The organism is Mesorhizobium sp. M7A.F.Ca.AU.002.02.1.1, assembly GCF_003998535.1.
In the GTDB taxonomy this organism is placed as follows: domain Bacteria; phylum Pseudomonadota; class Alphaproteobacteria; order Rhizobiales; family Rhizobiaceae; genus Mesorhizobium; species Mesorhizobium ciceri.
Genome location: NZ_RZPB01000912.1, coordinates 1 through 2116 on the forward strand (window position 1 = coordinate 1; position 2116 = coordinate 2116).

At 63.2% G+C, this 2116-nt stretch carries 2 protein-coding genes; both read left to right on the plus strand.

All coding sequences use genetic code 11. From position 1 onward, the window contains the following. A partial coding sequence (locus EN879_RS33180; RefSeq protein WP_348631517.1) for a putative PEP-binding protein occupies positions 1 to 686 on the plus strand: 686 nt, incomplete at its 5' end. Between the two features lie 118 nt (positions 687 to 804). Next, a complete protein-coding gene (locus EN879_RS33185; protein ID WP_013532743.1) occupies positions 805 to 1908 on the plus strand; it encodes a glycosyltransferase family 9 protein in 1104 nt (367 codons plus the stop codon). Positions 1909 to 2116 lie beyond the last annotated feature (208 nt).

Genomic DNA, 2116 nt, shown 5'->3' on the forward strand with positions numbered 1-2116 from the left:
CCGAGGCACTGCACGAGTTCAACCCGATGCTCGGCCATCGTGGCTGCCGCCTGGCCGTCTCCTACCCCGAGATCGCCGAGATGCAGGCACGGGCCATTTTCGAGGCGGCCGTGGAGGCCGGCAGGAAGGCCGGCGCCCTGGTGGTCCCCGAGATCATGGTGCCGCTCGTCGGCCTGGTGAAGGAACTCGACTACGTCAAGGCGCGCATCGATGCGGTTGCCAAGAGCGTCATGGAGGAAACCGGGGTCAAGATCGACTATCTCACTGGCACGATGATCGAGCTTCCCCGCGCCGCCATCCGCGCGCATGTCATTGCAGAATCAGCCGAATTCTTCTCCTTCGGCACCAACGACCTGACCCAGACGACCTTCGGCATCTCGCGCGACGATGCGGCCTCGTTCCTGGAAACCTACCGCCAGAAGGGCATTATCGATCAGGACCCGTTCGTCTCGCTCGACATCGAGGGCGTCGGCGAACTGGTGCGCATGGCCGCGCAAAAGGGCAAGGCGACGCGGCCCGACATCAAGCTCGGCATCTGCGGCGAACATGGCGGCGATCCGGCCTCGATCCGCTTTTGCGAAGAGGTCGGCCTCGACTACGTGTCCTGTTCGCCCTATCGCGTGCCGATCGCCAGGCTGGCGGCAGCGCAGGCAGCGGTGCTGGTTGCGAAAACAGGCCGCGGATAGGATCCATCCAGCTTACCGTTTTGTAAGACAATTCACGCGAACGTGCTGGCCGCGCCGCGTAATCTCGACATTGTTCCTGCCCAATTTGCGGCCATCCGCAAATTGCTCCCGGAAACAGATGCTGCAGATCTCTCCCGCGCCGCTCCGCTCGATCCTGGTCATTCAAACCAAGTTCATAGGAGATCTCGTCCTCGCCTCGGCGCTCGCCAAGAACCTGCGGCTCGAATTCCCCGGCGCCAGCATCGTCTTTCTGTGCGAGGCCCGCTTCGAGAGCTTCGTGATCGCCCATGGTATCGCTTCCGAGGTGGTCGCATTCAGGCGCGACCGCATGCGCGGCACGCCCTTGGAGCGCGGGAAGGAGCTCTACGCCATGGTGCGGGCGTTGCGCCGCTTCCGCTTCGACCTGACCATCGACCTGACCGATTCGAAGACGTCGCGCATCCTCACCGGGCTCGTCCACGCAAAGACCCGTGTCGGATACAATCCCTCCGAAAGACCCTTGCGTATGCTGGAGCGGCAGCCCGCCAACGTCCTTGCCAAGCCCTACGGCTTTGATGGCCAGCATTTCCTGTACCGCTACCTCTCGCCGCTCGAAGCGCTCGGCATTGAACTTCGCACGGTGATTCCGAACCTTCAGCCGCTGCCATTGGAGATGGCGAAAGCATTGGCGCTCCTGGATAAACACCATCTGCGGCCAAATGCCTTCATCGCCGTGCATGCGGGTGCAAGCTTCGAGGGGCGACGTTGGCAGCCGGAGCGGTTTGCAGCAGCGATCGTCGAGATTGCCGGCGAGACCGGCCTGGACGTCGTCCTGGTGGGCGGCCCGGACGAGCGCGAGATCGCCGAACGCATCGTCGCCAGGACCGCGCCGCCGGTCGTCAATCTCGTCGGTGACCTGTCGCTTGAAAGCCTGCTGGCGGTGCTGAAACAGGCCCGGCTGTTTCTCGGCAATGAGAGCGGCCCGATGCACATGGCGGCAGCCACTGGGACCCCGGTTGTCGGGCTGTTCGGTCTGACGGAGCCGTCGCGCTGGGGTCCCGTCGGCGTGCCCAGCATCTCGCTCCAGCCGCCGATGCCTTGCGCCTGCATGGCCGAGGACCTTTGCCGCGCGCCGGATCCCAGCAAGGCATGCTGCGTCTGGGGCCTGGAAGTCAAGCCGGTGGTCGACGCGGTGCGCGAGGTTCTTTCGCGCACCGAAATGCAGCTGGAATGCGTCATCTGAGATCATGGGTCGCATGCACGACTCTCGACGCGGTGGAATGACCCCTTCGCCACAGGCACGGTCACATTGTCGCGTGGAGCGCTTTTCTGCTATGCATCATCCTGATTTCCGCCTTCATGCGGGTCTTTGGGATGCCTGCTTGAAATGACGGGTCAGGAAATCGGTTTGATGCGCCTGCTGCAAAAAAATCTCTGGATGATCGCCATGT

Bases quoted from the DNA above. Each gene is read 5' to 3' on its own strand.
- EN879_RS33185 (WP_013532743.1), top strand. From the start codon at position 805: ATGCTGCAGATCTCTCCCGCGCCGCTCCGCTCGATCCTGGTCATTCAA.